Here is a 25,384-nt window from a genome sequence, read left to right as displayed (position 1 = left end):
GAGAGGAAGGACCTGCGGGATTTGCTCCCGGGGGAGCGACTACAATGCCGGGACGGGGGCACCGGCCGGTGGCCCCCTTCCCACAGATGCACGACGACCCCAGACCGGAGCCGCCGCACCGCCGCTTCGAGGGGCTGGTCCGCGACTACTCGAGACTGATCCGCGGGGTGGTCAGGCGGGTCGCTGGCGCGGACGCCGACCGGGTGGCCGACGATGCGGAGCAGGAGATCCTGCTGGCGCTGTGGCGACAGGTGCGGCAGGACCGCGTCATCGCGTCGCCCGTGTCGTACGTCTATCGCGCCGCCGTGCGCGAGACCGTGCGGCTGGTGCGGGCCGTGCACGCCGATCGTGCCCGGCGCCTCGATGCCGCGCGGGCCATGCCGTCGAGCGAGCCCGATCCGCTGGTCCAGTTCGAGGGTGTCCGGGCGGAGCAGCGTCTGCGCGACGCGCTCGATCGGCTCCCGGAGGATCGTCGGCGCGCCGTGGAGGCGCATCTGGCCGGGATGTCGGCCGAGGAGATTGGCGCCGTCACGGGCTGGAGCTACAACCGGACACGGAACCTGGTCGGCAAGGGGATGGCCGACCTGCGGCAGTGGCTCCGTCAGCCCCCCGACTGAGGGACGCCGCGCCTAACGGTCGCCGACCACGATGAGGCCACCCCACAGCAGCGGATGCTCGGCCAGCGGCATCGGACCGAGGCGGGTGTCCACCGACACGCGCCCACCGCGCAGGGCCGCGAGAAGACGCCGCTGGGCGTGCCTCAGGGCCTCGGCCTTGTCCTGGGCGGTGCCCTCGGCCGCCGGGACATCTCGCCATCGCGCGTAGAAGCCCGAGAGCAGCTGTGGAGCCGTGGTGTCGGGCAGCGTCCAGAGGCTGGCCAGCACCGACCGGCTCCCGGCCGCGAGAAAGGCGCGGGTCAGGCCGGTGACGCCGTCGCCAGAGACCGGTCCATCCGCGCCGCGACACGCGCTCAGCACGACGAGGTCGGCGTCCAGGTGCAAGCCGTACACCTCGGCCGCGGTCAGCCGCCCATCGTCGGCGCTCGCGGCGCCGCCTCCGGAGAAGGCGAGCCACGAGGCCATCGGGTCGCGGTCGGACACCACACCGTGCGCGGCCACATGGACGACGTCGTGGCGGCCTCCGGCGAGGGCGGCCCTGACGGCCGACTCGGTGGCCCCGGCACCGACGAGCGTCTCCGCATCGGTGCCACGGGCCGTGAGTGCGGCGCGGACGGCGGCAGTCTCACGGCGGACCCCGGGCAACACGGGCAGCGGCACGCCACCGGATGGGCGTGGCGCGGCGTTGGGCACCCCCACGACAAGCGCCCGGCGTGTCGTCGAAGCCGCCACCTGGCGTCCGCGGATGGTCTCGAGGCTGGTCAGCGAGGGCAGGTAGCGGACGCTGGCGCGCTCGACGAGGTAGCGCCCGCGCGCATCGCGCACGGTCGCGAACGACAGCCGGTTCAGTGGCCCGTGCGGCACGACGAGCAGGCGGGGCGTCCGCGCCAGTGCGGGCGCGGCCGGTGCCAGCAACAACGCATCGAGTCGACGCAGCGCCCCACCGTCCTGGGCCTCGGTGGACCGCTGGACGAGCCGCGAGAGCTGCGGAGCACCGGCCTCGATCACGTGGAGTGCCACCGGGGTGGCGGGCTCGAGAATCCAGAGCAGCGTGCGCGTGGCCCCCACCCAGTAGACCAGCGAGACGACGCGCTCGGCCTCGACCAGACGCTGCATCTCGGTGACGGTCAGCGGGGTCACGCGACGCGCGGACTCGAGCGCGGCGTCCACGGGTGGCCCCGGCACGGCGCCGGCCGACTCGAGGAGGCGTCTCTCGATCTCGGTGAGCGACGTCATCGCGTCTGGCGCCGCAGTGCCGTCGAGGGACGTGGCGTCCGGCAGGCCCTCCGTGAGCACGCGCTGCGCCAGCAGATCGACGAAGGCCCGGGTGCGCGCCAGCTCGGCAGCAGCGAGCGAGGCGGCCGGTGCGGAGGTGTCAGCGAGGCCATCGACGTAGCTGGCGTAGAAGTCCGTGGCCATCATCTCCGCGAAGCCACGGCGCACGAAGTCGGAGGGCTCGAGCGAGGCGCGGACCGCTTCCCACACGTCGCGCGCCTCATCGAGATCACGACGAGCGCGGGCCGTGTCGCCGAGGCGCTCGTACACCTCGGCACGCGCCATGAGCGCGCGCGCGCGCAGCTCGCGCACCCCCGCTGTCGACGCATTCCCTGCCAGCACCAGCGTGGCGACGTCCAGCGCCTCGTTCATGCGAGAGGCCGCCAGCAGGAGTGGGATCTCCTGCAACCGGTAGCCGGGCCCGAGCGCGGCACGCGCCGCGTCGGCCTCGTACCGGCTGAAGTCGGCCAGCGCCGCCGTCCGTTCACCGGCAGCGAGCCGAGCCTCCGCGAGGTTGAGACGCGCCACCGCCACCCGCCAGGCTGCGTCGAGTCGCTGCGCCACTGCCAGCGCCTGTTCGAGCGAGGCCACCGCCTGCGCGCGCTGCCCCAGCGTGCCTTGCGCCACCGACATCGCGTTCAGCGTCTGCGACAGCCCATGGTCGTAGCGCGTCGCCTGCTGCAGCACCAGCGCACGCTCGTACAGGGCGACCGCACGCGCGGGCTGTCCCTGCGCCCGGAGGAGACGGGCCCGACTCGTCAGCAGCAGCGAATAGGCCCGGCGATTCTCCTCGTCGGTGGCGAGCAGGCCATCGGCGGCGCCATACACGGCGTGTGCGTCCGCATACCGGCCTTCCGCGAACATCCGATCGCCGAGGTCGTGCAGCAGCGCCCCCCGCACGTACCGGTGTGACGCCACCTGATCGGGTCGCCCCGCGAGCAGAGCGAGCGCCTCGAGCAGGACGGCGCGCTTCTCCTGCCCGGTGCGATACGCCTCACCGTAGATCGAGGAGCGCAGGGCGCCCGCCTGATCGTGGACGAGACCGGCCGCAGCGAACGCGCGCGCGGCCTCGAGGTAGGCTGGCGAGATGTCCGCAGTGCGGCCGGTCGTCCAGGACAGGCTGCCGAGGTCGCGCCAGACGCGCCCGAGGCCGCGCGATGACGCTGCCGAGGTCGCTGCCGAGGCGTACTGCTGTCGCGCCGTGTCGAAGGCACGCTCGGCCTCGGCGAATCGACGCTGAGCGACGCGGAGCGTGCCGAGGCTGTGGCTCGCCTCGGCGATGGCGAGCGGCTCGGCCGACCGGGTCGCACGAGCGAGCCACTCCCCCACCACGGTGTCGGCGTCGGCGAGGTCGCCGCTGGCAATCAGGGCGGCAATCCGATCGGCGGTGCCGGGCGAGGGCTCGGCACGCAGCCCGATCGTCGCCACGACGAGACACGTCGCGAGGAGCGACGCGGCCAGCGCCCGCGCCTGCATGGTCACGGCCGGGAGGCGGCCTCGTGCGCGGGATCGGCAGCGGCCTCGCACGCCAGAGGACGACCGGCGCGACAGGCGACTTCGAAGGCGCGCACCGCCTGGGCGGGTCGTCCGCTCTGGTGCAAGGCCACCCCGAGGTACCACGAGGCATCGGCGGCCAACGTCGCCGGCGCCAGCGCCACGGCGCGCTCGAGTGGTGCGACAGCCTCTGTTGACGCGCCGTCGAGCAGCAACGCCACGCCCTTGTAGTAGTGCCCGTCGGCCACGCCCGGATGCGACGCCGTGAGGGCGTCGAGACGTCGGGCCGCCTCGCGGTACTGGCCTGCCTGCCATGGGGCCATCGCCTCGGCGAAGGCGTCGGCAAAGCTGCCCTCCTGTCCTCCGCGCATCGTCAGCACGCCCGGGGAGTAGATGGCGATCGTGGGAGGCGTGACGCGCAACCACGTCGGCGGCGCGGGGGCGGCCGGCGGTGTCGAGGCCGGCGGCGCCAGCGGCCGGGTGTCCGCGTCACGGGCGACGGCGACCTGGCTCTCGATGGTGGAGAGGCGGGGCGTGACCAACCAGATGCCGGTGGCTGCGATCAGCAGCGCGGCCACGGCGGCGGCCCAGGGCCAGCGCGAGGTCGCGCCGGTGCGGGCCGGCCCATCGGGGGCCTGGTGGCCGGTCTGCAGCAGGTGGACGGCGCGCAGGATGTCCCGGCATTCGGCGCAGCGCGCCAGGTGCTCGAGGGCACCGCTGGCCGTCCCGGGCACGGCACGGCCCTCGGCCAGGGCCACCCATGCCTCGTCGGGCAGGTGCGCGCCGTGGGGCTCGCGCGTCAGCAGGCTGCGCGCCCGACTCCGCCACACCTCGTCGAGAGCAGGGTCCATGGACCGTTAGAGGATACGCCGGGGCCTTCTGCTCAGCGCACGCGCGTCAGGGCCCGAATCCGCGACGCCGCGTGCGGGTAGGCGCCGATCAGCGCCTCGCGGTTGCCGGCCTCGTAGTCGCCGGCATCGAACCCCGGCGCCATCGTCGTACCGAGCAGCGCCCATCGGCCACCGGGCACGAGACGCGTCCCCTGCCACGTGTCGCGGGGCGCCACGTGCTGCACGCAGTGGCCCGCCGCGATGTCCGCCCCGAGATGGACGACCTCCACCCGCCCATCGCCATGCAGCAACAGCTGCTCGACCGGGTCGCCGAGGTAGAAGTGGTAGACCTCGTCGGTGGGCAGACGATGCATCGCCGAGAAGCCGTCCGCGTCGTCGGTCACCAGGTAGTAGATGGCCGTGCCAGCCGCCTTGTCCTGCGCAGAGCGCCCGCCACGCGCCGGCACCGGGACGCGATCGGCGGCCTGCCACGTCTGCCGGTAGTAGCCGCCTTCTCCGGGCAGCGGCACCAGGTCGAGCCGCCGAATCACCTCATCGCGGGTCATCACTCGGTTTCACTGACGGCCTTGGTCATTCGGCCTTGGGCCTTGGCTCTTCCTTCATTCTGAATCCTGAATGCTGAATTGTTCAGTACGCCCGATTCGTCAGCACCCCGCCGTCAACGACGAGCTCGATGCCGGTGATCCAGCGGGCACCGTCGGAGGCGAGAAAGAGACAGGCATCGGCCACGTCGTCGAAGCCGCCCAGCCTGCCGAGCGGCGTGGCGCTGGTGTAGGCGGAGACACCGTCGGGCCAGGCCTCCTCGAGACCTGGGCGCCAGATGAGGCCAGGGGACACGGCGTTGACCCGAATGCCGAGCGGACCGAGCTCGCGGGCCGCGGACTTCGTGTACATCACGACGCCGGCCTTGGCGGCGGCGTAATGGCTGTGTGCGGGAGCGACGTTGGACGCTTCGATGGAGGCGATGTTGACGATGGCGCCGCCACGATGGGCGTCGCGGAGCCCACGCGCCACGGCCTGCGTGACCAGATGGACGCTGGTGAGGTTGGACGCGACGACGGCCTGCCAGTCGTTCGCGTCCACGTCGAGAATGGTCCCGAGCGGATATGTCCCCGCGTTGTTCACGAGGACATCGGGCACCCCGGCGTCCGACGTGATGCGGGCGTGCAGATCCCGGACGTCGTCCGGCTGGGTGAGGTCGGCGCGATAGACACGGGCGGTGCCACCCGCCGACGTGATGCGATCCACGACGTCACGCGCGCCATCGTCGCTGCGGTGGTAGTGGACGGCGACGTGCGCGCCGGCTTCGGCGAGACGGGCGGCGATGCCGGTGCCGATGCCGGCACCGGCGCCTGTCACCAGCGCGACACGACCACGAAGGTCGAGCAGATCACGAACGGGTGGTGCGGGTGCCATGCCCTCGCATCTTACCCGTCCACGCCGCGCCGCGCGGCGGCGGCGGTGGTGCCTGGGGTGGCGTCGATGCGCGCATGGCCTGCTCCAGTGCGAGACGCATGAGGCCCGGTCCCGCAGACAGCGGCGCGGCCGTGTCCGCACCGCTGACGGCGAGGATGGGCACGTCGATCCCGCGGGCGCGGAGCGCGGCAATCATCGCGTCGCCACTCATGCCCGGCATCATCATGTCGGTGACCACGGCGCGCACGTCGGCGCTGTGCCGCTCGTAGGCCACCAGTCCTTCGACAGGATGTTGTTGAGGTCGTGGGCGATGCCGCTGGCCAGGGCGCCCACCGCCTCGGTGCGCTGCGCGCGCAGGAACTGCTGTTCGAGCTGCTTGCGATCGGTGATGTCCTGCACGATGCCCGACAGGGTGACGGGCGTGCCGTCAGCGGCGGTCTTCACGTCGGCGCTCTCGGCCCACACCGTGCGCAGGCGGCCATCGGGACGCAGCAGTCGATACTCGAGCGAGGTGGGTCCGTGCCCATCGAGGACCCGCTTGTTGGCCTGGTGAACGGCCGACCGATCCTCGGGGTGGACGGCACGCGTCGCCACCTCCAGCAGGGCGCCGCTGGCGAGACCGGGGTCGACACCGAAGATCCGGGCCGACGCCTCGGCCAGGGCGGCTTCGGTCGCGACGCGCCGGCTCAACTCGATGCGCAGCAACCCCCAGAGCGAGGCGGCCGTGACCGCGACGAACAAGAAGCCCTTGAAGGTGGCGACCGCAGCCAGTTCGACCGGGTCGGGGAACAGCCGGGCGATGGCGCGATAGGAGACGAGAACCCACAGTCCGGCCACGCAGGCGTACGGCAGCACGATGCGAGCCACCGACGCACGCAGACCACCCCTGCCGGAGGCGGAGGACTCTGCCATGACCGAGGCATCATGACCCGGCCGCGTCATCCTCCCGAGGTCACCTCGCACAGTTCAGGGACTACTGCGGCAGCTCGAGGAGGAAGACGGTGCCCGTCTCGGGATTGGACCCGAAGCGGAGCGTGCCGCCGAGTGCGCGCTCGGCGACGATCCGCGCCGCGTAGGTACCGAGGCCGCGCCGTGGCGGGACGGGGCTCGGCTGGCGGCTGAAGATCTGGATGCGTTGCGCCTGCGTCATCACGGCGGGGTTGTGGATGGCGAAACTGGCGCCGCGGGCGTCCGTTCGATGACGTACCGTGACCACATCCCCGAATCCGGAGGCCTCGAGCGCGTTCTTCAACAGGGTGCCGAGCACGCGTGTCAGCAGCGACGGATCCGTCTCGATCGACGGCGACAGTGGATGGACGGCCATGACGATCGACTTGCCGTAGGCCTCGGGCGTGCCGAGGAAGACGTCGCGCAGGTCGGCCAGCAGGAGGGCGGGTTCGACCTCGGCGCGCTGCATCCGCAGGCGCAGGTGCTCGGCGGCCAGCAGGTGGTCGTCCTCGATGAGGGGCACGGACGGGGCACAACCAGTTGTCATCACCGGCTCGGGCTGCACGGGTGCGGCAGCGTGAACGGGGCGCACGTCTCCGGACGGGGAGCGGCAACCCGGTCACCTGGGGTAATCGGCGGCAACCGCGCCGGGGTGAGGCGGCGCCGCTACAATCCTCTGACCGTGTGGTGGTGGCGAGGTGCACAAGCACGACGGGCAACCTGCGGGCTGCTCTGGACGCTGCTCATGTCGATCGGCCTGCCGGCCGGAGCGCAAGCGCCGGTCGAGGCGGGCGAGGGTCGTCGCCTGCTCGACGAGGCGCGGGCCCTCGCGGGTGGCGATGGCGCGTCGCGCACAGCGGCCCTGGTGCTGCTCGGTCGCGTCGTCGACGAGGCGCGTCAGGCGTCGAGCCGTGAAGTAGAGGCCGAGGCACGGCTGACTCGCGGCGACCTGCGGCTGAATCTCGGCCGCGACGAGCCCGAGGCCCTGACTGACCTCCAGACCGCCGCCACGCTCTTCGTCGCCGACGCCCATCTGTCGCAGGCCGCGCGTGCCTCGACGCTGTCCGGCATTGTCCTGCGACGTCTGGGCCGACTGGACGACGCCGAGACCGCCCATCGCCAGGCGCTCGCCTGGTACGACGCGGTCGGCGATCGCGCCGGTCTCGGCACGGTGCACCACAACCTCGGAGCCCTGCTCTTCAGCCGATCCCGCCTCGATGAGGCCGAGGCCGCCTATGGGCGCGCCCTCGCGCTTCGTCGTGACGTGGGCGACGTGGCCTCCACCGCAGGGACCCTGAACAACCTGGCGACGATCCACGGCAATCGCGGCGATCTCGACAAGGCGATCGAGGCCCACCGCGAGGCCCGCGACGTGGCGCGGATGTCGGGCCGTGCGGTCGACCTGGCGTACGCCACGCTTGGCCTTGGCACGCAATCGTTTGCGCTCGGCACGTGGCAGGAGTCGATCGACCACCTGATCGACGCGGCATCGCAGTTCGAGACCATGGGCGATCGGTCCGGCCTCGCCTTCGCCAGGCATACGTTGGGCGTCGTCTATCTGGCCCTCGGTCACGACGTGGATGCCGTCACGACGCTGGAGTCCGTCCTGCCGCTGCGCACGCACGACCCCGCTCGCCTCGGTACCACGCTCCAGAGCCTTGCCGGTGCGTACCGTGCCGCGGGCCGTCTGGAGGAAGCGCGCGCGGCGCTGGAACGCGCCCTCGCCCTGAAGCGCCAGGCGTCGGACACGCCGGGCGAGGCCGCGACGCTCCGCAGCCTTGCCGCGCTCGAGGCCGCCGAGGGGCGCCGGGCAGACGCCATCCGTCATGCGGCTCGAGCACGGACCCTGGCCGCCGAGATCGGCAGGCCTGACGGGATCGCTCTGGCCGCCGCCCTCTCGAGTCGCGTCACCGACTCGGAGCCAGACCCGGCGTTGACCATCGAACTCGAGCGCCTGGCGAACGACCCCGTGGTGCGCCGCGTGCCCCGCACGGAGGCCATCCTCAGGGCAGAGCTGGCCCGCGCGGCCTTGCGGCGAGGCGACCTCGCCCGCGCACGCGCCGAGGTCGCCACGGCGCTCGACCGGGTCGAACAGGTACGCGCCGGAGTCGCGGCGCTGGACCTGCGGGCGTCGTATCTGGCCAGCCATGCCGATCTGCTCGATCTCGAGGTCGACCTCCTGCTGCGGAGCCACGAGGCCTCGCCGAACGCCGGGCACGATCGCGCCGCCTTCGTGGCCGCCGAGCGGGCCCGAAGTCGCCGGCTGAGCGACGCCCTTGCCGATGCCCTGACCCCTCTGCCGACGGACAACCCGCTGCGGGCCCGCGAACGGCGCCTCGAAGACGAGGTGAGCATCGCGGCGCTGAAGCTCGAGCGCGCGCAGGGATCAGACAGGCCGGACGTGCAGGCCGCGCTGGACCGCCGCCTGCTGGCTCTCCGGACGTTCCGGGCAGAGATGCGGGCGCAGTTGCCGTGGCGCCGCGACGCGCCACGCCTCGAGCTGAACGCCATCCAGGCGCGCCTTCCTGAGGACACCGCCGTGATCGCGTACTGGCTGGGCGCAGAGCGGTCGGTCGCCTGGGTGCTGCACGCCGATGGGCTGAACTCCGTGCGCCTGCCCGGGCGCTCCGCCATCGAGGGTGCGGTGCGGGAGGCGCGCTCAGCGATCGACGACGCCAGGCCTGCCGCTGACGCCCTGCGTCGGCTCGCGGCGCTCCTCGTGCACCCGCTGGAGCCGCACGTCCGGGCCCGCCGGCTCGGCATCGTCCTGGATGGCGTCCTCGAGTCCGTACCCGTGGCCGCCCTGCCACTGGCTGATGGTCGCGCGGTCCTGGACCGCTTTCAGACCGTGCGACTCCCATCGGCGCGCTGGGTCACCAGAACGTCTGGGCCGCGCCTCGACACCGGGCCGCCCCGGGTGGCCATCGTCGCCGACCCCGTCTATGGCCTGGACGACGCGCGACTGGTAGGCCGCACGGGTGAGGGGCCCCGCACGGACCGGGGCACCTCGGCCCCCGAGGCCCCGGCCCGCCTGCGGTTCAGCCGCCAGGAGGCCGACGCCATCGCGGCGCTCGTCACGGCCACCGTCCTCACGGACTTCGAGGCCAGCAAGCCGTCGGTCGCGGCACTCCCGCTCGGCTCGTTCGACGTCCTCCACCTCGCGTCACATGCGTCGCAGCACGCCACGCGTCCCGACCTCTCCGGCCTCGTGCTGTCACTGGTGGATGAGTCGGGCCGGCCGGTGGATGGACGGCTTCGCCTGCACGAAGTCGTAGGCCTGGCCCTGTCGGGACAGACCGTCGTGCTGAGCGCCTGCCAGACCGTGATCGGCCCCGACCTGCGGGGCGAAGGGCTGCAGGGCCTCGCGCGCGGCTTCCTGCAAGCCGGCGCCGGCACGGTGGTGGCGAGCCTGTGGGACGTGGACGACCGCGCCACCATGGTCCTGATGCGTCATTTCTACGAGGCGCTGGTGCGCGACGGGGGCTCGGCCCCACGCGCGCTGGAGCAGGCCCAGCAGCGGATGCGTGCCGACCTGCGGTGGGCAGACCCTCGTCACTGGGCCGGATTCGTGGCGCTGGGCACGCTGGAATGAGCGCCGGTCGTCCCGTGGCCGGCGAGCCACTCCGGCGGTTGCTGCAACGCCTGGGCCCCTCCGAGGACGCAGCGGGCGACGCCTACGAGGCCCTGCGGCGTCTCCTCTGTCGATACTTCGAGGTGCGAGCCGCAGTCGATGCCGAGGGCCTTGCCGACCAGGTCCTCGACCGCGTGGCGAGGCGCCTGTGCGACGGCGTCGACATCGGCGAGGTGGCAGCGTATGCCCGCGGCGTGGCACGACTGGTCCTGCTCGAGTCGCGCCGCCACGCCACGACCGACCCGCTCCCGTCAGATCCCCCAATGCCGGATGGCGGCGTGGACGCCGAGGATGACGCGGCCGCCGCGTGCCTCGACGGCTGTCTGCGCCGGCTCGAACCGGCCACACAGGCGCACGTGATGGCCTACTACAGCGCCGAGGGGCGAGGGCGCATCGACGGGCGCAAGCGCCTGGCTGCAGAACTTGGCGTGAGCGCCACCGCCCTGCGCCTGCGCATGTTGAGACTGCGCCTGTCCCTCGAGCACTGCGTGCGCGCATGCCTCCGGGGTGCCAGCAAGCGAAACAGTCTGCCTGCAGGGAGCACTGATCGATGACGGACCTGCGCCACGTGCTTCCCCACCCACCCGACCCCTCTCACCTCGAGCGCTATGTCCTCGGCCTGCTCGACGAGCCGGCGTGCGAGGCGATCGAGGAAGACGCGTTCGGCAATCCGGATGTGGCCCTGGCGATCGATGAGGCCGAAACACGGCTGATCGATCGCTACGTCGCCGGCACGCTCGTGCCGGCGCAGAGGGCGTCGGTCGAGCGAGCGTTGGCGGCGCGGCCACGGCTGCGCGAACGCCTGCAGGTCGCCCGGGCGCTGGCCTCCTCGCCCAGCACGCGAATCGCCGGCGGGGGCTGGTGGCTGCCTCTCGCGGCCGCGGCCGCGATCCTGGTGGCGGCAGGCGTGTGGAACGCGCGGACGCTGACGCCGCAGGACGAGGTGGCGCCACAGGCGCAGGCCGAGCCAGGACAGGGCGCGAGCGCGCCCGACCACCCCGACCACCCCGTCGAGACGCCGCCTGTCGGGACTGAACCTGGCGTGCCGCCGGCCCCGGCGCCGCCACCACCCGTGGCCGTCGCGCCGCGGCAGCCGGTGCGGTCCGTCTTTGCCGTCACTCTGCCGGTCGGGGTCTCGCGCAGCGCAGCGCCGACCCCAGTCGACGTCCAGTCGTCTGCCACACACGTCGAGTTGCGCGTGCCTGTCGCGCCAGGCGACGACTACCCGCGTTACCGGCTAAGCGTCAGCGATGCGCGCGGACGCGAGATCGGCGCAGCCACCGTGCCCACGCTGTCGGCCTCTCGCACGGTGTCGATCGTCGTCGAACGCCGTGTGCTGCCGGACGGCGCGTACGACGTCGCCGTCGAAGGTCTCGACGCGCAGGGGACTCCCGAGCCCCTCGCCTTCCTCCAGGTGCGCGTGACTGGACGGCCATAGGGCGGCTCCCGCCGTCGCCAGCCGGCTTCGGCGGCAAGCGGAGAGCCGGCCCTGCCTTCTCCCGAGCGGGACGCACGCGAAACAGATCGGGGTGGCGGATCACTCCAGCTGACGCCACCGCTGTGGGTGGCGCCCACGGAGAGTCCCGAGCCCCGTCTGCGCTGCGCCTCTGCACTGCGCCGCCTGCAAGGAGAAGGTCGATGACATGCGCCAACACCAGTGCTTTCTTGCGCGCGGCGATCCGTCCCGCGCTGCTCGTCGCCGCGTGGCTCGCGTCCGCGAGCGGGGCCAACGCCGGGCTCATCGGCAATCAGGTGCGCTGGAGCTTCGGTGCCGGGACGGTGGACACCATCGCCTTCGACCGAGGCACGCGTGTGGCCTCGGCCGCCGCCCAGGAGTTCCAGCCACAGGCACTGAACGACTTCGCGGTCGATCTCGGCGGCAGCGTCATCCGCATGGACTACATCGGCGTCTTCGCCCCGACCCAGTTCCTGGGTGGCGACTTCCAGGGGTTCGGGTTCACCGACACGAACGGCACGATACCCGACATCAGCGGCGTCCAGCTCAGCGCCAGCACCAACGTCGCCGGCCTCGATGCGACGCGGGTCACCTTCGATGCCAACGGCATCTACATCAATCTCGATGGCCTGACCGTCAACTTCACGAATGTCATCGAGGTCGAGGTGCAGTTTGCCGGTGCGGACCCCGACGCGTTCCTCGGGCAAGAGGTTCGGTGGACGTATGACGTCGGTACGCCGGGCACCGTCGCCATCGATCGTGGCACGCGCGTGGCCTCGACAGTCCCCCAGGAGTTTCGGCCGCAGCCTCTGAACGACTTCGTCGTCGACCTGGCCGACGACTTCATCCGGATCGACTACTTCGGTGTCTTTGCCCCGACCCAGTTCCTGGGCGGCGGCTTCCAAGGGTTCGTGTTCAGCGACGCCAATGGCACCGTCCCCGACATCATCGGCGCCAGCCTCGACCCCCTCACGAACGTCGCCGGACTCGACGCTGGCCGATTGGGCTTCGATGCCAACCACGTGTACCTGAATCTCGATGGGCTGACCTGGAACTTCCGCGACCTCGCGCGGGTGGACCTGCAGTTCGCAGCGCAGGTCCCAGACGCTTCGCCGTTGGCGCTGGCCGCGATAGGCTACGGGGTCGTCGGCCTGGCACGGCTGCGCGCCCGCCGTCGTTGAGCGGCGGCCCCTACCTTCTCCCGACGAGGCGCACGCGAAACAGATCGGGACCGCGGGTCACTCCATGGTGAGGCCACTCCTGCGGGTGGCTCCAGGAGTGACCCATGTCCCGTGCCCGCCTGCTCGCGCTCATCGCGTTTGTCCTTCTGGCCCTGCCTGAACCAGTCCGCGCACTCGAGTGCACCTACACGAGTTCCGGCCTCTGGAGCGACCCGACGCACTGGTCGTGCGGCGTCGTCCCTGGCAACGGCGACCACGCGATCCTCCCGGGCGGCCGCCTTGTCACGGTCGACGCGCCAGTCACGGTTGATGCCCTCACGCTCAGCGGCGTGCAGCTCACGGTCGCCGCGACGCTGACGGTGACCACCACCTTGACATGGCAGAGCGGGTTCGTCATCGGCGGCAACGGGGCGGCGATGGTGCTGGCCGCCGGGTCCACGAGCACGCGGACGGGCGGCACGCTGCACACCAACGCCGTCCTCGAGAACCGCGGCACGATGACCTACACCGGCGCGCTCCCCAGCGGGTCGGGCACATTCGACAACAGCGGCACGGGGCTGCTCGTGCTGGCCGGGACGCTCGCCAGTGAGCGCATCGTCAACAGCGGCATCGTCCGGAAGACGACCGCTTCCACATGTGTGCTTACCGGCCGTGTCGAGTCATCCGGCACCCTCGACGTGCAGGCCGGCACGCTGGTGCTCAACGGCACGGGCGGTCCAAATGTGATCGCCGGGCCGGTCGTCGTGGGCGCTGGCGCGACGCTGCAGAGCACCGGGGCAGGCGTCACGACGAACTACACGGCAGGTGCCTCTATCGCGGGTGCCGGAGCCCTCGTCGTCGGCAGCAACCAGAACATCGTCGCCGACACCACGTGGTCGGTCGCCTCGGTCACGCTGTCGGGCGGCTCGCTGACCACCGTCTCGGGCGACCTCACCATCACGGGCTCGTTCGCCTGGACCGGCGGCTTCATCGTCGGCGGCAGCAACCGCAGGGTCGTTCTCGCGACGACGGTGACCGGTATGCGGACCGGCGGCACGCTGCACACCGACGCCATCCTCGAGAACCGCGGCACGATGACCTACACCGGCGCGCTCCCGAGTGGCTCGGGCACATTCGACAACGTCAGCCCGGGGCTGCTCGTGCTGGCCGGGACGCTCGCCAGTGAGCGCATCGTCAACAGCGGCATCGTCCGGAAGACCACGGCCGCCACGTTCACGCATGGACACACGCTTGCATCGACGGGCACGCTGCACGTGCAGGAGGGCACGCTCGTCCTCAGCGGCGGCGCGAACACCGTCGGGGGTGCCCTGAACGTCGGCGACGGCACCGTGCTCAGGCTCAACAACAGCAGCACGCTGCAGGCGGGGCTCACCTTCACCGGCACGGGCGTGCTCGAGTTCGCCGCCACGGTGCAGGTGTTGTCCGCCTATGCACATCCTGGCCTCACGCGCGTTGTCGGCAGTCAGGCGGTGTTCGACAACGCCGCGTCGGTGACCTTCGCCGCGCTGACGCACACGGGTGGATTCCTCGACATCCAGCGCCCGACGGCGACAATCACCGGCCCCTTCACGCGCACGGGCGGGACGCTGCGCACGAGCGGCAACACGCTGACGTTTGCCGGTACGGGCGCGCAGTTACTCGATCTGTCCGTGGCCTCCACGTTTGCCAACCTCGCGGTCTCGCCGGCGACGACCCTCGTCGAGGTGCAGGCGGCCAACAACGCCAGCGTCAGCGGCACGCTGACGAACCTCGGCGTGATCCGCAAGACGCGATCGATGGCAGGCGGGTCGAACGCCTTCGGCCTGACGGGTGCCCTCCTGAACGTGGCGGCGCTCGGGTCGTTGTCGAGCGTCCAGATCGACCGCCGAGACGTGACGCATCCCTCGGCAGGCCCCGAGCAGCAGACCGGGCGGTACTGGACGATGACGCCCGTCGGCGCGGGGTTCGACCTCAGCGTGACGCTGCCGCACGCGGTCGCCGATCATCAGAGCACCTCGGCGTGCCGGTTCACCGGCGCCGCCTGGGACTGCGCGCGCACGTCCTCGGCCGCCGGACAGGTCACCCGTGCCGGCGTCACCACGCTCTCCGACTGGGCGGTCGGCGTCGGCGCCGGCCAGACGTACTCGATCACGGGCACGATCCAGTTGAACGGCGCCACGCCCATGAGTGGCGTCAGCGTGCAGCTGTCGGGCGCGAGCACCGCCTCGACCACCACCAACGCGTCGGGTGTCTACACCTTCAGCGGGTTGTCGGCGGGCACGTACACGGTCTCGCCGTCGGTGGCAGGTCACGTGTTCACGCCGACCACGCGGACGTTCACGTCGATTGCCGCCAACCAGACGGGCAACTTCACGGGCGAGAAAGTGTGGGCCATCACCGGGACGGTCCGCGACCTGAACGACACCGGCGTCGCGGGCGTCGCCGTGAACGTGACCGGCTCGGCGACGCGCGCGACGGTGACCAACGCCGACGGCGAATATGCGTTCGCCGACCTGCCCGATGGCGGCACGTACACGGTCACACCCACGCAGCCGTCGTTCGTCTTCACGCCACAGAGTCAGGTCTTCGCCAACCTGGCCAGCGACCGCGTCGCCGCGTTCTTCCTGGCCGAAGTCGGCAGCTTCACGCGCTACTTCGCCGAGGGCGCGACGAGTGCGTTCTTCGAGACCGAGATCGCGCTGCTCAACGCGACCGGGCAGGCCACGACGGCCACGCTGACCTTCCTCAAGGGCGACGGGACGACGGTGGCGCACGACGTGCCGCTGGCCGGGCTCGCGCGGGCCACGGTGACTCCGAAGCAGCTACCCGGGCTCGACAACGCCGAGTTCTCGACCGTGATCACGTCCAGTCAGCCCGTGATCGCCGACCGCACCATGCGCTGGGACGCGCGCGGCTACGGCAGCCATGCAGAGACCAGCATCGCCGCACCGGCGCTCGAGTGGTACCTCGCGGAAGGCGCCACGATCGGCGGGTTCAACCTGTTCTACCTGCTCCAGAACCCGAACCCGACAACGGCCAGCGTCGAGGTCACGTACCTGCTGCCGGCGCCGCAGGCCCCCATCGTCAAGGCATACACGATCACGCCGAATACGCGCTTCAACATCTGGGTGAATCTCGAGGCGCCGGAGCTGGCCGCAGCGGAAGTCTCGGCAGTCATCCGAGGCACCAATAACATTCCGGTCATCGTCGAGCGGGCGATGTACCGCAACAACGGAGGCCGGACGTTCGACGCCGGCCACGAAAGCGCCGGCGTCACGGCACCAGCCACCGAGTGGTTCCTCGCGGAGGGCGCGACCGGCGACTACTTCGACCTGTTCGTCCTCATCGCCAATCCCCAGACGACGCCAGCGCAGGTCAGCGTCGACTACCTGCTGCCCGGGGGCACGGTCCTCACCAGGACCTACAGCGTGGCGCCGCAGAGCCGCTTCAACATCTGGGTGGACTTCGAGGACCCGCAGTTGGCCAGCACCGCGGTGTCGGCGCGCGTGCGCTCCACCAACGCCGTGCCCATCATCGTCGAGCGCGCGATGTGGTGGCCGGGCGACGGCAGCACGTGGCACGAGGGCCACAACAGCGCCGGCGCCGAGCGCACGAGCACCAAGTGGGGCCTGGCCGACGGGCAGGTCGGAGGTCCGTTCAGCGTCGAGACCTACATCCTGATCGCGAACACGTCGTCCACGGGCGGCACGGCGCAGGTGACGCTGGTCTTCGAGGACGGCACGACGGCGGTGCGCCAGATCACCCTGCTTCCCAACAGCCGCGAGAGCGTGCCCGTGAGCCTGACGTTCCCGGAGGCGGCGGGTCGGCGGTTCGGCGCCGTGGTCGAGAGCTTCGGCCCGCCCGCTCCCGAGATCGTCGTGGAGCGGGCCATGTACGGCAACGCGGAGGGCGTCGTCTGGGCCGCGGGATCGAACGTCGTCGGGACGCGCCTGAGGTGAGCGCGGCGCACCCACGAGGGGCACTCGACGTGCCCCCCGCGCCGGGTGCGGGGCCGGCGACCGGCCGGCTTACGGCAGGAACGGGAACAGCGTCTTGATGTCGGCCGCCGAGGGGCGCTTGCCGTACTCGCAGATCTCGAAGGCCTCGACGTGCTGCACCTTGGCCGCACCTTCCTTGCCGTAGTACTTCTCGAGAGCCGCACGCATGGTCGGCGAGATGTTGCCGGCGCGGTCCTTCTTCAGCCACTCGCGGCGCGCCTTGACGTCCTTGGGCACCTGGTCGAGGCGGCCGGAGTGCCACGGCAGCCACTCGTAGAACTGCGACACGTGCGCGTCGAGCGCGTCGATCTTCTTCTCGAAGGTGTCGGTGATGTCGACCGCGATGTCGGGCGAGAACACGTTGGGCTTCTGGAAGCCGTCCTGGTAGTAGAGGAAGACCGGGTTCTTGGTCAGCGCCGGCACGTGCGTGAGGATGTTGGGCACGGTCACCATGAACGCCGCGTCGCCGAGCAGCACGCCGGTGTAGCGATGGTCCGGGTGATAGTCGTTGGGGCGGGGGCCGAGGACGAGATCAGCCTTCACTTCGCGGATCTGCGCGATCATCTGCTCGCGCACCTTCAGGCTCGGCACCAGTTCGCCATCGTGGTTGTCGAGCACGACGTACTCGATGCCCAGACGGCGGCCCACTTCCTGCGCCTCCGCCCGACGACGGGCCGCGAGCACGCCGCCGCCCATCTCGTGATGTCCCGCATCGCCGTTGGTCACGGACACGAAGCGGACCTTGTGGCCGAGGGCCACCCACTTGGCGGCGGTGCCGGCCGAGCGGATGTCGCAGTCGTCGGGATGCGCCCCGAACATGATGATGCTCAGCTTGCCCGCCGGGGCAGGCTGGGCGGACGCAGTCGGTGCAGCGGCCAGAACCATGGCCAGCGCGGGGAACAACAGGGATGCTCTGAGACGCACGGGGGACTCCTGAGAGAGGGGCACGGCCCGGAGGGCCGCCGCGGGAAGGCTACAACGGACCCGGCACAGCCGTCGACCTTCAGGTCGACGGCTGTGCTATCAAGGTGGCTGGAGTTCCCAGACCCATGCGTACCCTGCTCGCCCTTGCCATGACCGCACCGCTCATCGCCACGGCCGGCGCGCCGGCCACCGCCCAGACCGCGGCCCCGGCAGCCCCCGCCTCGTACCCCGAGACCCGGAAGGATCCCCAGGTCGACGACTACTTCGGCACGAAGGTCGCCGACCCGTACCGCTGGCTCGAGGACGACAACGCCGCCGACACGAAGGCATGGGTCGAGGCCCAGAACGCCGTCACCTTCGGCTATCTCGACAAGATTCCTGGGCGCGACACCCTCAAGCAGCGGCTGACCACGCTGTGGAACTACGAGCGCTACGGCCTGCCCCGCAAGCGCGGTGCGCACTACGTGTTCACCCGCAACGACGGCCTCCAGAACCAGGCCGTCTACTACCGGACCCGCAGCCTCGACGCACCGCCCGAGGTGCTCCTCGACCCCAACACGCTGTCGGCCGACGGCACCATCGCCGTGGGCAGCACCACGTTCTCCGACGACGGCCGGTACATGGCCTACTCGTTGTCGGAGAGCGGCTCGGACTGGATTCGCTGGAAGGTCCGCGAGGTCGCCACGGGCAACGACCTCGCCGACGAGGTGCGGTGGTCGAAGTTCTCCGGCGCCGCCTGGCTGAAGGACGGCTCGGGCTTCTACTACAGTCGGTACGACGCGCCGAAGCCCGGCGAGGCGCTCACCGGCGTCAACAAGAACCAGAAGGTCTATTTCCACAAGATCGGGACGCCACAGGACGCCGATACGCTGGCCTACGCCCGCCCCGACCGCCCCGACTGGGGCCTCGGCGCCGAGGTCACCGACGATGGCACGTACCTGCTGATCTACCAGAGCGAAGGCACCGACCCGAAGAACCGCATCTTCGTGAAGGACCTGACGAAGGCCGGCAGTCCCGTCCAGCCCTTCCTCGACGCCTTCGACGCCTCCTACACCGTCGTGGGCAACGACGGCGCGACGTTCTACGTGCTGACCAACCAGGGTGCGCCGCGCAAGCGCCTCGTCGCCATCACGCTCGGCCAGGCGACGCCGTCCGCCTGGAAGACCCTGATCGCCGAAGGGCCGAAGCAGGACGTGCTCGACGACGTCACGATGATCGGCAACCAGTTCGTGACGACGTGGCAGATCGACGCCCAGAACCGCATCCGCATTCACGGCCTCGATGGCGCGCTGCGACACGAGGTGGCCCTGCCGACGATCGGGGCGGTGAGCGTCTCTGGCCGCCGCGAACAGCCCGAGGGCTTCTACGCGTTCGCGTCGTTCGCCTACCCGACGGCCATCTTCCGGCTCGACGCGGCCACCGGGCGCAGCACGCTGTTCCGCCAGCCGAAGGTCGCCTTCGACCCGACGCAGTACGAGACGACGCAGGTGTTCTACCCGTCGAAGGACGGCACCCGCATCCCGATGTTCATCACCCACAAGAAGGGGCTGACGAAGAACGGCACCAACCCGACGTACCTCTACGGGTACGGCGGCTTCGACATCTCGCTGACGCCGTCGTTCTCGCCGGCCAACCTGGCATGGATGGAACTGGGCGGCATCTACGCGGTGGCCAACCTGCGCGGTGGCGGCGAGTACGGCAAGGCCTGGCACGACGCGGGCCGCCTGACCAACAAGCAGAACGTCTTCGACGACTTCATCGCCGCGGCCGAGTACCTGATCGCACAGAAGTTCACGTCCTCGCCGAAGCTGGCCATCGGCGGCGGCAGCAACGGCGGCCTGCTCGTCGGCGCCGCCATGACGCAGCGCCCAGATCTGTTCGCGGCAGCGCTGCCCGCGGTGGGCGTGATGGACATGCTGCGCTTCCACCGCTTCACCATCGGCTGGGCGTGGAAGTCGGACTACGGCAGCTCGGAGACGAAGGAGGGCTTCGACGTCCTCTACAAGTATTCGCCGCTGCACAACCTGAAGCCGGGCACCGCGTATCCGGCCACGATGGTGACGACGGCCGACCACGACGACCGCGTCGTGCCTGCCCACAGCTTCAAGTTCGCGGCCGCGCTGCAGGCGGCCCACACGGGCCCGCAGCCGGTCCTGATCCGGATCGAGACCAAGGCCGGCCACGGCGCCGGCAAACCCACGAGCAAGCAGATCGAGGAGGCCGCCGATCGGTGGGCCTTCTTGAGAGCAAACCTTCGATAATTTGAAATTCGAGATTTGAAATTCTGGCGGGGCGCGGCTTCGCCGACGCCCCGCGGAATATCTCGAGCGAGCGAGGGCCGAGGGCCGAGCCGCCGGGAATTTCGAAGTTCAAATTTCGAATTACGAAGCGGGCTGGAACAGCAGCCCCGTCTCCTTCAGCACCGGGTCGTCGATCGACGCCATCCACTCGCGCAGCCGTCGCTCCATCGAGCGGCGGCGGTCGCGCTGGTCGGGGGCGCCCCAGAGGTTCTTGCGCTCGTCCGGATCGCTCTCAAGGTCGAACAGCTGATCCTTCGTGGTCGTCCCGTACGAGCGCACCAGCTTGAAGCGAGTCTCGCGAATCATGCGCAGGTGGGCGATCGCGTAGTGGTGGATGTCGTACTGCCCGAACACCGCATCGCGCCACTGCGGCACCGTCTCGCCGCGCAGGAGCGGCGTGATGTCGCGGCCGTGCCGCGGGGCCTCTGCCGGCATCGGCACGCCCGCCAGTGACAGCAGCGTCGGGTAGAGATCCTCGAAGGTCACCATCTCGTCCACGACGCGGCCGGCGCCGGTGACGCCCGGTCCCCGCACCAGGAACGGCGGACGCAGCGACGTGTCGAACATGTTCGGCATCGTCGGTCCCGGCACGCCGCCGACGATCCAGGTGCCGTTGCCCTTGGTGTGCAGGCCGTGATGCCCGATGTTGTAGCCGTGGTCGCTCGTGAAGACGACCATGGTGGTGCGGTCCAACCCGGACTGCTGCAGACGATCGAGCAGACGGCCGACGTTGCGATCGATGGAGTGGATGCTGCCGTAGTGCTCGCGCGTCCACTGCCGGACCTGCGCCTGATCGAGTCCCGGAAAGATCGGAATGGCGACCTGGGCGTCGCGAAACGGGGCCATGTCCTGCTCGGGGACGGGCCCGTACGGCAGGTGCGGCGCGCGGTAGTGCACCGACAGCGCGAACGGGCCGCCGGCTTCGCGCGCGAGGAACGCCAGCGCGGCGTCGGTGATGACGTCGGGTTCGGCGCCGGGGAACTCGCGGACCACGCCGTTGTCCTCGAGCTTCGGGTTCATGGGCGTGGACCCGCCGGCGAGGAACCCGAGGAAGTGCCCGTAGCCGTGGCGGGTCGGATGGAACTCGGGCGCGGTCCCGAGGTGCCACTTCCCCACCAGGCCGGTGCGGTAGCCGGCGCGCTGCAGCGCCTCGGCCCAGGTCGTGGTCTCTGGCGGCAGCCCGAGACCGGCCTCGCCTTCCTGCGGCGAAATCCAGTCGGTGATGCCGACCTCGGTGCCGTACCGGCCCGACAGTATCGTGGCGCGACTCGGGGAACAGACCGGTGACGGCGTGAAGACCCGCGAGAACCGCACGCCTTCCTGCGCGAGCCTGTCGATCTGCGACGTCTTCGAGTCCGGGTTGCCGTAGGAGGTCAGGCTCCAGTTGGCCTGGTCGTCGGTGACGATGACCAACAGGTTGGGTCGACGGGAGTCGGGGCCCTGGCTGGGGTAGGGCCGGCTCTCCGAGCCGGCCGTCAGCCGGTCGTGCGTGGAGACCGTCGCCCCCGCCGCGAGCAGGGCCAGGGCCGCCACGGCGGGCAAGGCGAGGCGCGCGGCACGCCTCACGCCTGTGCCCGCTTCAGCGCGTCGCGCGTGAGCGCCTGCACCGCCAGCACCATCGACTTCAGGCCCAGGCCCTTGCCCATCGAGATGTTCTGGCGGAAGACGCGCTCGACGATCTCCGTGTCGAGCGCGAGCACGTCCTCGGCGGGCTGCCCCGAGTAGACCTTGTCCAGGATCACCGCCAGCGCCTTGGCCGAGATGCCACTCGGGTTCTCCACGGCGAAGTGCAGCGACACGGTCCGATCAGGGTGCAGCGTCACCCACACGTAGGCCTCGGACTCGCACTGCGGCACCTGATGGCTCTTCGGCCAGGGCGGCGTGGCCACCTCCGGCGGCACGGTGGCGAACTTGTCGGCAAAGCCGATCAGCAAGTCCGCCCTGCCGGAGGGATCCGCGAACATGTCCAGCGTCTCCTGCAACTCCTCGAGCTTCTCTTTCGTCGTCATCTCTCGGCCTTCGTCATACGGCCCTCGGCCGCGTCCCCTCACGTCGGGTAGGGCCCACGTGGGTAAGGCCACGTCGGGTAGGGCCCGTTCTCCGAACGGGCCGTCACATCACGCGATGACGGACGGCTCGGAGAGCCGTCCCTACCCTTCTTCGGGTCCCTTGGCGACAGGGACGCCGACGAGGTTGCCCCATTCGGTCCAGCTGCCGTCGTAGTTCCGGATGTGGTCGAACCCGAGCAGGTACTTCAGCGTGAACCAGGTGTGGCTGCTGCGCTCACCGATGCGGCAGTAGGCGATCGTCTCCTTCGACGGGTCCAGCTGCTTCTCCCCGAGGTAGATGGCCTTGAGCTGCTCGGCGTCCTTGAACGTGCCGTCTTCCGGGTTGATGGCGCGGGCCCACGGCACGCTCTTCGCCCCGGGGATGTGCCCGCCACGCATCGCGCCTTCCTGCGGGTACTCCGGCATGTGCAGCTTGGCGCCCGTGTACTCGTCGGGCGATCGCACGTCCACGAGCTGTCCACCGGCCTCGCTGTGGGCGAGCACCTGCGCGCGGAACGCGCGATGCGCCGCGTCGTCACGCGCCGACGGCACCGGATAGGTCGAGGCCGCGTACGTCGGGACCTCGCGCGTCAGCGGACGCCCGTCCTTCTCCCACTTCAACCGGCCGCCGTCGAGGATGCGGGCGTTGGTGTGGCCGAACAGCTGGAAGACCCAGAACGCGTAACAGGCCCACCAGTTGTTGCGATCGCCATACAGGACGACGGTCGTGTCGGGGGTGATGCCGAACCGCGAGACGAGCGCGGCGAAGTCGGCGGCGGCGATGTAGTCGCGGCGCAGCGGGTCGTTCAGGTCGCTGGTCCAGTCGATCTGCACGGCACCGGGGATGTGCCCGGACGGGTAGACCAGCGGATCTTCGTTGGATTCCACGAGGCGGACCTGCGGATCCTGCAGATGCTCGGCGACCCACTCGGTCGACACGAGGGCATCGGGATGGGCATAGCCCTTGTTGGCGATCGTCATGTATGGCTCCAGGGGACTTCCGAATGGCAACGCGTCAGCATGGCACAGGCGCCGATCACTCGGCCTCCTGCCGCCTGGCCCCGATGACGAATGTGACGAGCCCGACGGCGAGGAGGATCGCGCACGGGCCGGCCATCTCGGCTGGACCGAAGTCGCGCCAGATCGCGCCCTCGAGCGCCAGAATCGCCCAGCGGACCGGGCTGAGGTAGCCAAGCGTCGCCAGCCACGGCGGCATGAACATCAGCGGCATCATGGCTCCGCCCAGCAGGAACAACGGCATCATCACCGCCGGCCCCATGCCGCCGATGCCCTGCTCGGTGCGCGCCAGCGAGGCCAGCAGCAGGATGATGCCGACAAAGGCCACCGCCGTGCTGACGATGGCCAGCAGCAGCAGGCTCCACGACGAGGCGCGGACGCCGAACGCCGCCACGCCGAGCACCATCAGCAGGCACTCGACGATGCAGATGGCCAGGAGGGCGGCGAGCGACTTGCCGGCCAGAACCTGCCCGCGCGAGAGCGGCGAGACGTGCAGGCGGACGAGGGTGCCCCGCACCCGCTCGGACGCGAAGGTGGTGCCGAAGGCCATGACGCAGCCGAACACGGCCCACAGCATCGCCTGCGGGAAGGTCAGGTCGTAGCCGTTGCGCGGCCCGACGCGCTGCCGCTCCAGGTCCTCGTTGGTGATCCGCAGCGGTTCCCAGGCAGCCGCGCCACCCTGGGCGTCGCCGCCCGGGGCGAGCTGCGCCGCATCGGGCGTCGCGAGGAAGGTGTCGAGCTGGCCGAGGAATGCCTCGAGCCCAGGGCTGGTGCCGGGGCCCGCGGTCTTCAGGTCGCCAAGCGCCTTCTGCACGTTCTCGCGACTGCCGGCCGGGTCCGTGAACATCGACTGCATCCGCTCGGCGCCCTGCTGCATGAGCAGACCCTCGAGCATGCCGCGCTCGGCCTGCCGGCTCGGGTCGGTGTAGACCTGCACCTCCGGCGGCGTGCCGTAGAACATCCGCGACGACGCCTCCCCGAAGCCCGGGCGCAGGATGATCGCCGCCGTCCGCTGGCCCTTGCGCACCGCCTCGAGGGCCTCGGGCCGGGTGCCGCGGATCGCCTCGAACGTGTCGCGCGCGATCAGGCGATCGGCGAAGACCTTCGACGTCGGCGTGTTGTCCTCGTCGACCACGACCACGGGCAGCCTGGGCGTCGTGCGGTTGCTGCCGCCGAACAGCATGCCGAACAGCACCGCCACGCAGACGGGCCAGATGAAGGTGAAGAACAGCGAGGCACGCTGGCGGCTGAACGTCCGCAGGTCCTTGATGGCGATGGCAAGCATGGCTGACATGACAGGTCCTCAGTCGCGCAGGGTGCGCCCGGTGAGCGTCAGGAACACCTGTTCCAGCGTGGGCTCGTCCACGCGGAACGACTCGACCGGCGCCTCGAGCGAGAGGCGATTGAGTTCGGCCAGCGGATCGCGCGTCTGCACCACGACCTCCCGTCCCGGCAGCCGCACGTGCAGGGTCGGGGTGCCGCCGAGCGACTGGATGAGCGCAGGCACGGTGTCGAGCGCGAGAACGCGGCCGGCATCGATGATCGCGACGCGGTCGCACAGCCGGACGGCTTCCTCCATGTAGTGCGTGCTGTAGACGAGCGTCCGGCCCTGCGCGCGCAGCGCTTCGATGCTGTCGAAGATGGCGTTGCGCGACTGGGGATCGACGCCGACGGTCGGCTCGTCGAGCAGCACCAGGTCGGGCTCGTGCAGGACGGCGGCCGCGATGTTCAGGCGCCGCTTCATGCCGCCGGAGTAGGTCTCCACCCGATCGCGACGTCGGTCGCCGAGGCCGACGAACGCCAGCGACGCATCCACCCGCGCCTTCAGGAGCGCCCCCGACAGTCCGTACAGCTGCCCGAAGAACACGAGGTTCTCCTCGGCACTCAGCAGGTCGTACACGGCGAGATTCTGCGGCGCCAGCCCGAGACGACGACGCGCCTCGGGATTGGACGGCGATCCGTGCTGACCGATGGCGACCGTGCCGGCATCGGGCCGCAGCAGCCCCGTCGCGACGTGCATCGTCGTGCTCTTGCCCGCACCGTTGGGCCCGAGCAGACCGAGGATCTCGCCGGGTCGGACCTCGATCGACAGGTCGTCGACCGCGACACGAGGGCCGTAGCGCTTCACGATGTGGGAGAGCACGAGCATGGCTGCCCTGATGGTACGGTGTCCCGCCGCCGCGGGGTCCCGGCCGCCCCTCGCTATCGGCCAGCAGCGCCCAGCCTCGGTGAGCAGCGCCGCCGTGCCC

At 70.7% G+C, this 25,384-nt stretch carries 20 protein-coding genes; 7 read left to right on the top strand and 13 right to left on the bottom strand.

Annotated features, from left to right (window positions below):
• Window positions 1-86 precede the first annotated feature (86 nt).
• On the top strand, window positions 87-617 hold the full coding sequence (locus Q0C41_RS02265) for a sigma-70 family RNA polymerase sigma factor (RefSeq protein WP_291980823.1): 531 nt from the start codon (window positions 87-89) through the stop codon (window positions 615-617).
• 12 nt (window positions 618-629) lie between these two features.
• Here Q0C41_RS02265 and Q0C41_RS02260 read toward each other — a convergent pair whose 3' ends face one another.
• From Q0C41_RS02260 to Q0C41_RS02230, 7 genes are all read right to left on the bottom strand, one after another.
• Window positions 630-3,368, bottom strand: coding sequence for a CHAT domain-containing tetratricopeptide repeat protein (locus Q0C41_RS02260; RefSeq protein ID WP_291980836.1), 2,739 nt, complete (start codon window positions 3,366-3,368; stop codon window positions 630-632).
• Window positions 3,369-3,370: 2 nt separating this feature from the next.
• Window positions 3,371-4,237 (bottom strand): tetratricopeptide repeat protein, encoded by an 867-nt coding sequence (locus Q0C41_RS02255; RefSeq protein WP_291980822.1) that lies wholly within the window; start codon window positions 4,235-4,237, stop codon window positions 3,371-3,373.
• A gap of 32 nt (window positions 4,238-4,269) precedes the next feature.
• Window positions 4,270-4,782 carry a cupin domain-containing protein gene (locus Q0C41_RS02250; protein WP_291980821.1) on the bottom strand — a complete coding sequence of 171 codons (513 nt, stop codon included), beginning with the start codon at window positions 4,780-4,782 and terminating at the stop codon, window positions 4,270-4,272.
• A gap of 82 nt (window positions 4,783-4,864) precedes the next feature.
• Window positions 4,865-5,653, bottom strand: coding sequence for a glucose 1-dehydrogenase (locus Q0C41_RS02245; protein WP_291980820.1), 789 nt, complete (start codon window positions 5,651-5,653; stop codon window positions 4,865-4,867).
• Window positions 5,628-5,900: a response regulator gene (locus Q0C41_RS02240; RefSeq protein WP_291980819.1), complete on the bottom strand. Its 273-nt coding sequence runs from the start codon at window positions 5,898-5,900 to the stop codon at window positions 5,628-5,630. Before Q0C41_RS02240 ends, Q0C41_RS02245 begins: the two co-directional genes overlap by 26 nt.
• Window positions 5,876-6,565 (bottom strand): PAS domain-containing protein, encoded by a 690-nt coding sequence (locus Q0C41_RS02235; RefSeq protein ID WP_291980818.1) that lies wholly within the window; start codon window positions 6,563-6,565, stop codon window positions 5,876-5,878. Before Q0C41_RS02235 ends, Q0C41_RS02240 begins: the two co-directional genes overlap by 25 nt.
• A gap of 61 nt (window positions 6,566-6,626) precedes the next feature.
• Window positions 6,627-7,124 (bottom strand): sensor histidine kinase KdpD, encoded by a 498-nt coding sequence (locus Q0C41_RS02230; protein ID WP_291980817.1) that lies wholly within the window; start codon window positions 7,122-7,124, stop codon window positions 6,627-6,629.
• Between the two features lie 159 nt (window positions 7,125-7,283).
• On the opposite strand from Q0C41_RS02230, the gene Q0C41_RS02225 reads away from it, so the two are divergent.
• The 5 genes from Q0C41_RS02225 (at window position 7,284) to Q0C41_RS02205 (ending at window position 16,807) form a co-directional block, all read left to right on the top strand.
• Entirely contained in the window at window positions 7,284-10,193 is a 2,910-nt protein-coding gene (locus tag Q0C41_RS02225) for a CHAT domain-containing protein (protein WP_291980816.1), read from the top strand.
• On the top strand, window positions 10,190-10,786 hold the full coding sequence (locus Q0C41_RS02220; protein ID WP_291980815.1) for a hypothetical protein: 597 nt from the start codon (window positions 10,190-10,192) through the stop codon (window positions 10,784-10,786). The genes Q0C41_RS02225 and Q0C41_RS02220 overlap by 4 nt, the downstream gene beginning before the upstream one ends.
• Window positions 10,783-11,670, top strand: coding sequence for a hypothetical protein (locus Q0C41_RS02215; RefSeq protein WP_291980814.1), 888 nt, complete (start codon window positions 10,783-10,785; stop codon window positions 11,668-11,670). The genes Q0C41_RS02220 and Q0C41_RS02215 overlap by 4 nt, the downstream gene beginning before the upstream one ends.
• Before the next feature lie 200 nt (window positions 11,671-11,870).
• Window positions 11,871-12,869 carry a hypothetical protein gene (locus Q0C41_RS02210; RefSeq protein ID WP_291980813.1) on the top strand — a complete coding sequence of 333 codons (999 nt, stop codon included), beginning with the start codon at window positions 11,871-11,873 and terminating at the stop codon, window positions 12,867-12,869.
• 104 nt (window positions 12,870-12,973) lie between these two features.
• Window positions 12,974-16,807, top strand: coding sequence for an SdrD B-like domain-containing protein (locus Q0C41_RS02205; protein WP_291980812.1), 3,834 nt, complete (start codon window positions 12,974-12,976; stop codon window positions 16,805-16,807).
• 69 nt (window positions 16,808-16,876) lie between these two features.
• Here Q0C41_RS02205 and Q0C41_RS02200 read toward each other — a convergent pair whose 3' ends face one another.
• Window positions 16,877-17,731 (bottom strand): PIG-L family deacetylase, encoded by an 855-nt coding sequence (locus Q0C41_RS02200; protein WP_367079087.1) that lies wholly within the window; start codon window positions 17,729-17,731, stop codon window positions 16,877-16,879.
• A 164-nt stretch (window positions 17,732-17,895) separates the two neighbouring features.
• Between Q0C41_RS02200 and Q0C41_RS02195 the strand changes: the two genes are divergently transcribed.
• Entirely contained in the window at window positions 17,896-20,031 is a 2,136-nt protein-coding gene (locus Q0C41_RS02195; RefSeq protein ID WP_291980810.1) for a prolyl oligopeptidase family serine peptidase, read from the top strand.
• 120 nt (window positions 20,032-20,151) lie between these two features.
• Here the strand turns inward: Q0C41_RS02195 and Q0C41_RS02190 are convergent, their stop codons facing one another.
• The 5 genes from Q0C41_RS02190 to Q0C41_RS02170 form a co-directional block, all read right to left on the bottom strand.
• Window positions 20,152-21,636, bottom strand: a complete 1,485-nt coding sequence (locus tag Q0C41_RS02190) for a sulfatase-like hydrolase/transferase (RefSeq protein WP_291980809.1) — start codon at window positions 21,634-21,636, stop codon at window positions 20,152-20,154.
• Entirely contained in the window at window positions 21,633-22,079 is a 447-nt protein-coding gene (locus Q0C41_RS02185; protein WP_291980808.1) for a SufE family protein, read from the bottom strand. Before Q0C41_RS02185 ends, Q0C41_RS02190 begins: the two co-directional genes overlap by 4 nt.
• Before the next feature lie 141 nt (window positions 22,080-22,220).
• Complete coding sequence (locus Q0C41_RS02180; RefSeq protein WP_291980807.1) at window positions 22,221-23,099, bottom strand: sulfurtransferase; 879 nt, start codon at window positions 23,097-23,099, stop codon at window positions 22,221-22,223.
• Window positions 23,100-23,154: 55 nt separating this feature from the next.
• Window positions 23,155-24,429 carry an ABC transporter permease gene (locus tag Q0C41_RS02175; RefSeq protein ID WP_291980806.1) on the bottom strand — a complete coding sequence of 425 codons (1,275 nt, stop codon included), beginning with the start codon at window positions 24,427-24,429 and terminating at the stop codon, window positions 23,155-23,157.
• Window positions 24,430-24,438: 9 nt separating this feature from the next.
• Window positions 24,439-25,284, bottom strand: coding sequence for an ABC transporter ATP-binding protein (locus Q0C41_RS02170; RefSeq protein ID WP_291980805.1), 846 nt, complete (start codon window positions 25,282-25,284; stop codon window positions 24,439-24,441).
• Window positions 25,285-25,384: the final 100 nt, after the last annotated feature.

The organism is Luteitalea sp. (genome assembly GCF_022842525.1).
Classification (GTDB): domain Bacteria; phylum Acidobacteriota; class Vicinamibacteria; order Vicinamibacterales; family Vicinamibacteraceae; genus Luteitalea.
Note: the sequence above shows the minus strand (reverse complement) of the source record. Positions and strands in the feature narration are given on the sequence as shown.

Bases quoted from the DNA above. Each gene is read 5' to 3' on its own strand.
- Q0C41_RS02210 (WP_291980813.1), top strand. From the start codon at position 11,871: ATGACATGCGCCAACACCAGTGCTTTCTTGCGCGCGGCGATCCGTCCC.
- Q0C41_RS02260 (WP_291980836.1), bottom strand. From the start codon at position 3,368: ATGCAGGCGCGGGCGCTGGCCGCGTCGCTCCTCGCGACGTGTCTCGTC.
- Q0C41_RS02250 (WP_291980821.1), bottom strand. From the start codon at position 4,782: ATGACCCGCGATGAGGTGATTCGGCGGCTCGACCTGGTGCCGCTGCCC.
- Q0C41_RS02215 (WP_291980814.1), top strand. From the start codon at position 10,783: ATGACGGACCTGCGCCACGTGCTTCCCCACCCACCCGACCCCTCTCAC.
- Q0C41_RS02200 (WP_367079087.1), bottom strand. From the start codon at position 17,731: ATGGTTCTGGCCGCTGCACCGACTGCGTCCGCCCAGCCTGCCCCGGCG.
- Q0C41_RS02205 (WP_291980812.1), top strand. From the start codon at position 12,974: ATGTCCCGTGCCCGCCTGCTCGCGCTCATCGCGTTTGTCCTTCTGGCC.
- Q0C41_RS02255 (WP_291980822.1), bottom strand. From the start codon at position 4,237: ATGGACCCTGCTCTCGACGAGGTGTGGCGGAGTCGGGCGCGCAGCCTG.
- Q0C41_RS02170 (WP_291980805.1), bottom strand. From the start codon at position 25,284: ATGCTCGTGCTCTCCCACATCGTGAAGCGCTACGGCCCTCGTGTCGCG.
- Q0C41_RS02245 (WP_291980820.1), bottom strand. From the start codon at position 5,653: ATGGCACCCGCACCACCCGTTCGTGATCTGCTCGACCTTCGTGGTCGT.
- Q0C41_RS02185 (WP_291980808.1), bottom strand. From the start codon at position 22,079: ATGACGACGAAAGAGAAGCTCGAGGAGTTGCAGGAGACGCTGGACATG.
- Q0C41_RS02220 (WP_291980815.1), top strand. From the start codon at position 10,190: ATGAGCGCCGGTCGTCCCGTGGCCGGCGAGCCACTCCGGCGGTTGCTG.
- Q0C41_RS02175 (WP_291980806.1), bottom strand. From the start codon at position 24,429: ATGTCAGCCATGCTTGCCATCGCCATCAAGGACCTGCGGACGTTCAGC.
- Q0C41_RS02235 (WP_291980818.1), bottom strand. From the start codon at position 6,565: ATGGCAGAGTCCTCCGCCTCCGGCAGGGGTGGTCTGCGTGCGTCGGTG.
- Q0C41_RS02265 (WP_291980823.1), top strand. From the start codon at position 87: ATGCACGACGACCCCAGACCGGAGCCGCCGCACCGCCGCTTCGAGGGG.
- Q0C41_RS02180 (WP_291980807.1), bottom strand. From the start codon at position 23,099: ATGACGATCGCCAACAAGGGCTATGCCCATCCCGATGCCCTCGTGTCG.
- Q0C41_RS02195 (WP_291980810.1), top strand. From the start codon at position 17,896: ATGCGTACCCTGCTCGCCCTTGCCATGACCGCACCGCTCATCGCCACG.